Here is a 6955-nt window from a genome sequence, read left to right as displayed (position 1 = left end):
CTGAAAAGGCTCTGGGCCGCGCGCATATCACCTGCAACAAGAACGGCGTGCCGTTTGATCCGGAAAAACCGACCATCACCAGCGGTATCCGCCTGGGCTCACCCGCTGGCACCACCCGCGGCTTTGGCGAGGTCGAATTCCGCCAGATCGCCGACTGGATCATCGAGGTCGTCGACGGGCTGGCCGCCAATGGCGAAGACAACAACGGCGCCGTCGAAGCAAAGGTCAAAGCACAGGTCGCAGACCTCTGCGCAAAATTCCCTATATATCCGAACCTGTAAGACGAAGGACCCAAACCATGAGCTTTCATAACATCGACCAAGCCCCAGCCCGCCTGAACCGCAGCGAACTGGCCGTTCCCGGTAGCCAGCCCGGAATGTTTGAAAAGGCAGCAAAATCAGATGTGGATGTCATTTTCCTCGATCTGGAAGACGCTGTCGCGCCGGATGAAAAGGAACAAGCACGCAAAAATATCATTGAGGCGCTGAACGACATCGACTGGGGTAACAAATCGATGTCAGTGCGGATCAACGGTCTGGACACGCATTACATGTATCGCGACGTTGTGGATGTGGTCGAGCAGGCCGGTGAACGGCTGGACCTGATTATGATCCCCAAAGTTGGTACAGCCGCGGACGTTTATGCAGTCGACATGTTGGTGACTCAGATTGAAGACGCCAAGGGGCTAAAAAAGCGGATTGGGTTCGAACACATTATCGAAACCGCGCTTGGCATGCAGAACGTTAGTGAAATCGCGGCCGCCTCAAAACGAAATGAAAGCCTGCACTTTGGTGTTGCCGATTATGCTGCCTCGACACGCGCACGGACAACGATCATCGGTGGTGTGAATCCAGACTATTCGGTTTTGACCGATGCGGATTCCGAAGGCGGCCGCATGACCCATTGGGGCGACATGTGGCATTATGCTCTGGCTCGTATGGTTGTTGCCGCCCGAGCAAACGGTCTGCGCCCAATTGACGGCCCGTTCGGAGACTTTCAGGACCCCGATGGCTATCGCGCTGCAGCCAAGCGCGCCGCCGTTCTAGGCTGCGAAGGCAAATGGGCGATCCACCCCAGCCAGATTTCGCTTGCGAACGAAGTCATGTCCCCATCCGAGGCAGAAGTCACCAAGGCTCAGCGCATTCTCGTTGCGATGTCTGAGGCCGAAGCCGCTGGCAAAGGTGCGGTATCTCTGGACGGACGCCTGATCGACTATGCATCCATTCGTCAGGCGGAAGTACTGGTTCAAAAGGCTGGTCAGATCGCCGCCGCTTAACGGTATCAGCTGCGCATCAGGGTGTGGTCAGGATTGTATGGAGAAGACGCGATGACTTCTGTCGTCACGAGCTCTCCATACATGTCCAGCTGCATCTTGCTGCCCAGGTTTGCCAGATCAGGTTCGACAAAGGCATAAGCTAGGTTCATGCCGACGCGATGCCCCCAATCGCCCGAGGTGATGGTGCCGACCACGGTGTCGCCTTGCATCAGCGATGCGCCGCCGTGCGCCGGGGCGTGGCTGGCGTCGACTTTCAGCGTAACAAGTTTTTTTGTGGGCCCGTTGGCATGGCGTTTTTCCAACGCGTCTTTGCCCACGAAATCGCCTTTACCCAACTTGACGAAACGGTTGAGGCCAGTCTCGAACGGATCGAACTCGGTCAACAAATCCGCCTTCCAATGCAGAAAGCCTTTCTCCATTCGCATCGACTCGACCGCACGCGCCCCGAACAGCTTCATCCCGTGCGCCTCGCCCGCTGCGCGCAGGGCCAGATAGGCGGCATAGAGCGAGGCATTGGGCACATGGATTTCATAGGCCAGCTCACCCGAGAAGCTGACGCCCATCACTGTGGCAGGGGCGAAGCCGATAAAGCATTCGCGAACCGACAGCCACGGGAAGGCTTCTTTCGACCAATCGCCACGCGAGCAGGTCGATAGCACGTCTCGCGCCTTGGGGCCGGCCAAAACCAGTATGGTTTGGTCATTGGTCAATGAGCGGATTTGTACATCCTCGTCATGGCGCAGATGCAGAGTGAGCCAATCCATGTCGTGGTATTCACTTGCGGCCGCCGAACCGTACCAGATCCGCTCGGGGCCCCGATCGCTGGCGGGCAGGTTGGCTACGGTCGCCTCGCCCTTAATCATGCCGAAGTGGTTCAGCAGATAGCCCAGACCGACCCGGCCTGCTCGTTTGGTGACATTGCCGCAGAACATGCGGTCTAGGAAGGAATGGCGATCAGCGCCTGTTATCTCCAAGCGGTTGAAGCCGTTCACTTCGCACAGGCCGACATTCTCTTGCAGGTTCTTGATCTCTTCCGCGACTACGTCAAAGGCCTCGTCTAAGTTGAACGTGAGGCTGGGATGAAAGTCGGGCGAGGGTTTGATGTAATCGACCCGCTCCCAACCGTTGACGACTGTAAACTCAGCGCCTTCTGCGGCCAGAACCGGGGTCAGCGGCGTCGTCTTCGCCGGGCGACCTGCCGGGCGATGTTCATGCGGGAAGTGAAAGCGGAATTCGTTTTGATAGTCCTCGATGGCCTTAAGTGAGGTCAGTTCTACATTGGCATGTCCGGTAAAGCGACGCGGATCGATGCACCAAGTGTCATAGCACGCCTCACCATGCACGATCTGTTGGGCAAGCAGCCAGCCGTGGCCGCCACCCTCACCCAGACCAGCGCGCAGGCCTATGATGCAGAAAGCGTTGCGCTTGCCTGGGATCGGCCCGACCAAAGGCGCGCCATCGATTGTATAGGTGATCGGGCCATTGACGATGGAGCGTATCCCGGTCTCTTCCAGCACAGGCATTCGTTCAAATGCGCCTGCCAGCACGTCCATGACGCGGTCCAGATCATCGGGGCACAGCGCGTTGACGAAGTTCGGGTCGATCCCGTCCATACCCCAAGGTTTACAATCCTGCTCGTAGAACCCGACCAGCAACCCGCCCTTTTCCTGACGACTGTAGTAATCGCTGATCGGACAGCGCAGCAGAGGCATCCGGTGGCCTGCTTCGGCTATCCCCGGGATATCCTCGGTCAAAAAATACTGGTGCTCCATCGAGGCGACAGGATGATGCACACCCATCATCGCCCCAACTTCGTTGACACGGTAACCGCAGGCGTTGACCACGATATCACAATCGATGTCGCCGTGTTCGGTGTGAACCGTCCAGGTGTCATCCTTGTGCTGGGTCAGCGCTGTCACCGGTGTGTTGCGATACACTTCGGCCCCGGCTTTGCGCGCATGATAGGCTAGCGCCTGGCACAGTTGGGCTGGATCGATATCGCCATCCAGCGGATCCCAAAGCCCGCCCAACAGATTTGTCGTAGAGATGAGCGGGTGGCGACGGGCACATTCCTCGGCATCGATCACCTCGAACTCGACCCCCATGCCCCGCGCCATCGATGCAAAATGCCTGTAGCCCTGCATCTGAGATTCGGTATTGGCCAACCGGATGCCGCCATCCGCGTGGTGGTAATTGATCGGGTATTCGGGATTTTCCGAGAGCTCCTTATAAAGGTTTATCGAATGCGTCTTCAGCCCGACCATGGTTTGGTTCATACCAAAATTGGTCACTTGCGCCGCCGAGTGCCACGTGGTGCCGCTCGTCAGCTCATTGCGTTCAACCAGAACAACGTCGCTCCAGCCTTCTTTGGTCAGATGATAGAGCGTTGAACATCCAGCAATACCACCGCCAATGACGACAACCTTGGTGCGCGATTTCATGTGAAGTGTGCCTCCGACATTATGTTGGCCGTGATAGGCCTGCAGATCGGAGCGATCCGCAACAAAATGCTGATTATTCAAATCAGATCGAAGTCTAATTTCGATTTTATCAATCTAAAGTTAGAAGACATTGAAATTGTGCGGGTTAGGCTTCTTCAATCGCGCCAAAATATAGGCAACAGGAGCGAACATGGCAGCGCAGCGTGGAAAGAGAGGGGGCCGCCGTGAGCGGCTGGCACAGCGCGCCGCAAAGCCTGCAATTGATCCTTGCCCACCCGGTCAGACTGGCGGCGCATACAAGCCGCTCAGTAACGCGGACTTGAGGCGTATCTATGATACTGCGCTGGACCTTCTTGAGAAATTGGGCGTAGGAGAAGTGCCCGAGCGGTTGCAAAAAGATCTTTTGCGTATCGGAGCCATCGATAATGGCAATGGGCGCATAACATTTCGCCCTGCCTTGGTGGAAGAGGCGATCGATCAGGCGGCCAAGACCTTCACGCTGCACGGCCGGGATCCAGCGCGTTCGATTGAGGTTGGAGGGAACAAGGTTTACTTCGGTACGGGCGGGGCTGCGGTACAGACGCTGGATATGGACAGCGGAGTCTATAGACCATCGACATTGAACGACTTGCACAATTTTACGCGGCTTCAGGACACGCTTGCCAATGTAAGTTGGTACACTCGCTGCTGCGTTGCCACCGATGTTGAGGACAACTACGATCTGGACGTCAACACCGTCTTCGCGCTGTTAAAGAACACGACCAAACCCACGGCAACCTCATTCACGCTAGCCGAGTATGTCGCCCCAATTGTTGAGATGCTGGACATCGCGGCGGGCGGGCCTGGCGAGTTCTCCAAACGCCCTTTCATGAAGGCGCATATCAGCCCGATGATCTCACCTATGCGTTATGGCGAGGATGCAGTTGATGTCGTCTATGAGTGCATCCGGTATAACATTCCGATTTCGTGCATCACTGCCGCACAGGCCGGGGCGACCGCGCCCGCCACGCTGGCCGGCTTTCTGGCTCAGTCCCTGGCCGAGACTCTGGCCAGCCTGCTGATGGTCCACGCCATCCAGCCTGGCTTTCCAATGGTATTTTCCAACTGGCCGTTGGTGATAGACCTTCGCACCGGTGCGTTTTCCGGTGGCAGCGGGGAAACTGCCGTGCTCAACGCTGCGTCCGCGCAACTGTCGAATTGGCTCGGACTGCCATCTGGGGTTGCCTGTTCGATGACCGACGCCAAAGCGATCGACGCACAATACGGAATGGAGAAAGGCATCACGTCGATGGCGGCTGCGTTGGCCGGTGGCAATCTGATTTATGAAAGCTCGGGCATGACCGCGTCCCTTTTGGGGGCTAGCTTTGAAGCCTTTGTGCTGGATGACGAAATGCATTCCAACACCTACCGCACCTTGCGAGGGATCGAAGTGACGGAAGAGAACCTCGGGTTCGATGCCATCTGTGACGCAGTTTTGGGTGAAGGGCATTTTCTGGGCGGTCAGCACACCTATGCCGCGATGGAGCGGGATTACTTTTATCCTACACTCGCCGACCGAGATGAGCCGCGCACATGGGAACAAAAAGGGGCACAAGACGCCTGGAGCCGCGCCCGCGCCCGTGCGCAGGAAATCCTGTCCGAACACAAGCCTCAATATCTGACGCCTGAACAGGAAAAGGAAATCCGCGCGCGGTTCAAAATTCTCCAACCCTGATGTCAGCACACGTACCGAAAATGCTTAATCAGGTGATCAGTTGAAAGCTGTCTTCAAGCCACGGGTTGCTTTTCGTTTGCTGAGAAATTGCGTGTTCAGTGATCAGAACGCGCATCTTACGCTCCAACAGTTCCAGCACAGATCTGGAGCAATCCGGTGTGGCGACGATGGCCAAGGTGCGAGAGAAACTCTTGGCCGGAAAGCGATGCATCTTAAGCTTGCTTTGAAACCGTTGAGCGCGAGAAAACAGCAATGGGGTCGTGATAGTCCATCCGGCCCCTGCTGCTACCATAGCCATCAGGGTTTGGTTATTGCTGCATTCGAAATTCGAAAGAGGAGACAGGCCAAGACGGCGCATCTGCGACTCGATTTGTCGGGCAATGATCAGATTGCTGGAAAACCGCAAAAATGGCAGACTGCTGCGCCCTTCGACGATGTCCTTCAAAGGATGCTCACAGACGCGTGGCAGAACCACGACAAAGGGATCGCGCAGCAGAGGACGTTCCTGCAAATCACGCACCCGTTCATTCGGGGTTGTCGTGATCCCCAAATCAAGGTGCCGACTGCGCAGCATTTCGATGATCGTATGGCTTGAATCCGTCTGATACATGAAATCGCAACTTGGCATATGTTGCGACAGGAAAACGGCCAATTCGGGCATAATATCGCTGTCGAAATCTTCAATTGTCCCGACGCGCAGTAGGCTTGCTTCAGAAATACTTCCGGCTGAAGCCTCGGCTTTGGCTTTGCGGATTGCAAACAGTGCATCATCAATGTTGCGCAGAAAGACCTGTCCCTTGGGCGTCAGCACCATGGGTCTTCGAGAATGGTTGAAAAGCTCGACCCCCAGATGGTCTTCAAGATTACGTAAGTGATGCGAGACTGTGCTGATCGTCAGACCGGTTTCCTTGGACGCGGCCTGAAGAGATCCTTTGTGCGCGCAAATCTGAAAAAGCTCTAACCACTTTAAGCTCAGGTCTTTCGCGGCCGAATGTCGAGGCATAGATTTCTTTCCATTTGCCTGAAAGCAAGCAGCTTATAAATTCGATCTACTGATACTATTAGTTCTGGTTTGTCGAAATAAAAAACAAAAATTTGAGTGGTCGCAAAATCGACGAACCCTTCCTTTGCGAGTTTACTTCAAAGCAAAAACCAAGGCTGTTCAGCGACTGTTTCGAGGTCTGTAGTTTAACGTCTCTCGCGTTCAATTCGTACATGTCGACGAAGTGTTTTCTGAGAAGCCTGTTGAACGCCAATACTCGCGCGATTAACGCCGAGGAATTAGGGTTCTATTTTTGAATTGGGGAAGCACGAACGGGCTTGAATTCTGATGTAATCTAAGGCCGTTCCTTCAGTCGCCATGCGAGCTTCAAAGGCTGAAAACTTGCAAAAGACTCAAGCAGCACAAGTGGCGACAACATTACTTTTACGATATTAACTAGTTAATCAAACACGGCATAATAGAATAACCTAGTGGCATTCAAAAAAATTTCACGAATGCGCCCAAGCTCTAATCGGAAATTT

The 6955-nt window shown here is 55.1% G+C and carries 4 protein-coding genes and 1 pseudogene; 3 read left to right on the top strand and 2 right to left on the bottom strand.

What is annotated here, in order from left to right; all coding sequences use genetic code 11:
* Together glyA and ACR0L3_RS11035 are read left to right on the top strand one after the other, a co-directional pair.
* Window positions 1–281: pseudogene (gene glyA / locus ACR0L3_RS11040) on the top strand (serine hydroxymethyltransferase); the annotation flags it as partial.
* 17 nt (window positions 282–298) lie between these two features.
* Window positions 299–1276: an HpcH/HpaI aldolase/citrate lyase family protein gene (locus ACR0L3_RS11035; protein WP_480745767.1), complete on the top strand. Its 978-nt coding sequence runs from the start codon at window positions 299–301 to the stop codon at window positions 1274–1276.
* A 5-nt stretch (window positions 1277–1281) separates the two neighbouring features.
* Here the strand turns inward: ACR0L3_RS11035 and ACR0L3_RS11030 are convergent, their stop codons facing one another.
* Window positions 1282–3717: a GcvT family protein gene (locus ACR0L3_RS11030; RefSeq protein ID WP_480745766.1), complete on the bottom strand. Its 2436-nt coding sequence runs from the start codon at window positions 3715–3717 to the stop codon at window positions 1282–1284.
* A gap of 190 nt (window positions 3718–3907) precedes the next feature.
* Between ACR0L3_RS11030 and ACR0L3_RS11025 the strand changes: the two genes are divergently transcribed.
* A complete protein-coding gene (locus ACR0L3_RS11025) occupies window positions 3908–5431 on the top strand; it encodes a trimethylamine methyltransferase family protein (RefSeq protein WP_480745765.1) in 1524 nt (507 codons plus the stop codon).
* Between the two features lie 28 nt (window positions 5432–5459).
* On the opposite strand, the gene ACR0L3_RS11020 is transcribed toward ACR0L3_RS11025, so the two are convergent.
* Complete coding sequence (locus ACR0L3_RS11020) at window positions 5460–6434, bottom strand: LysR family transcriptional regulator (RefSeq protein WP_480745764.1); 975 nt, start codon at window positions 6432–6434, stop codon at window positions 5460–5462.
* Window positions 6435–6955: the final 521 nt, after the last annotated feature.

The sequence above is a fragment of the Ruegeria sp. CK1 genome, from assembly GCF_056536545.1.
The sequence above is the reverse complement of the archived record's forward strand: the minus strand, read 5'-3'. Positions and strand labels throughout refer to the sequence as shown.

Bases quoted from the DNA above. Each gene is read 5' to 3' on its own strand.
- ACR0L3_RS11035 (WP_480745767.1), top strand. From the start codon at position 299: ATGAGCTTTCATAACATCGACCAAGCCCCAGCCCGCCTGAACCGCAGC.
- ACR0L3_RS11030 (WP_480745766.1), bottom strand. From the start codon at position 3,717: ATGAAATCGCGCACCAAGGTTGTCGTCATTGGCGGTGGTATTGCTGGA.
- ACR0L3_RS11025 (WP_480745765.1), top strand. From the start codon at position 3,908: ATGGCAGCGCAGCGTGGAAAGAGAGGGGGCCGCCGTGAGCGGCTGGCA.
- ACR0L3_RS11020 (WP_480745764.1), bottom strand. From the start codon at position 6,434: ATGCCTCGACATTCGGCCGCGAAAGACCTGAGCTTAAAGTGGTTAGAG.